The following is a 535-nucleotide window of genomic DNA, read 5'->3' on the forward strand; positions in this document are numbered from 1 at the left end:
CTCCGGGGTGCCTGCCGTCGCTGGCCACGACATGCCAGGCGCAGGCATCAATTCCCTGCCATAGAGCTTGTACGACGCTGGCGGGAGGGTCTGAGCAGCGCCGAGACTGTCGTCATAGGTCACCTCCGCGATCTCATGATGCGGCGGGAACGGCAGGGCGATGACCGATTGCGGGAAGCCGCACTGCCGCAGCTCCAGCGTCTGGCGGCCGATCGCCCGGCCGAGCCAGCCCTCCGGGCCGTCGATATGCTGCTGCGCCGCCGCCACCAGCCCCGTGATCAGAGCATCATCGATGTCGTGGTCGACGCGCAGATGCTGCTTCGCCTCCTCGAGGGAGATGATCGAACCAGGTGCAGTGATGACGACGACGCGGGACATGACGGCTCAGTCGATCAGGATGTGGAACGCGCCCGACTTGGCGTTGCCGCCTTGTGCGATCACGATTTTGATGCGGTCATTCGCGAGGCCGGGCTTGTCGAGAACCGCCGTGCCGCCGGTGGCAAAGAGTGCAGCCGCTCCTGCCTGAGTGTGCGTC

1 protein-coding gene is annotated in these 535 nt (G+C 66.0%); it reads right to left on the bottom strand.

Annotation, left to right across the window (positions count from 1 at the left end):
• Positions 1–378 (bottom strand): head-tail connector protein (locus AB4Y92_RS25415; RefSeq protein ID WP_441822138.1); only part of this gene is annotated, 378 nt, incomplete at its 3' end.
• Between the last annotated feature and the right edge of the window lie 157 nt (positions 379–535).

The sequence above is a fragment of the Lysobacter sp. TAB13 genome, from assembly GCF_052113885.1.
Classification (GTDB): Bacteria; Pseudomonadota; Gammaproteobacteria; order Xanthomonadales; family Xanthomonadaceae; genus Lysobacter; species Lysobacter gummosus.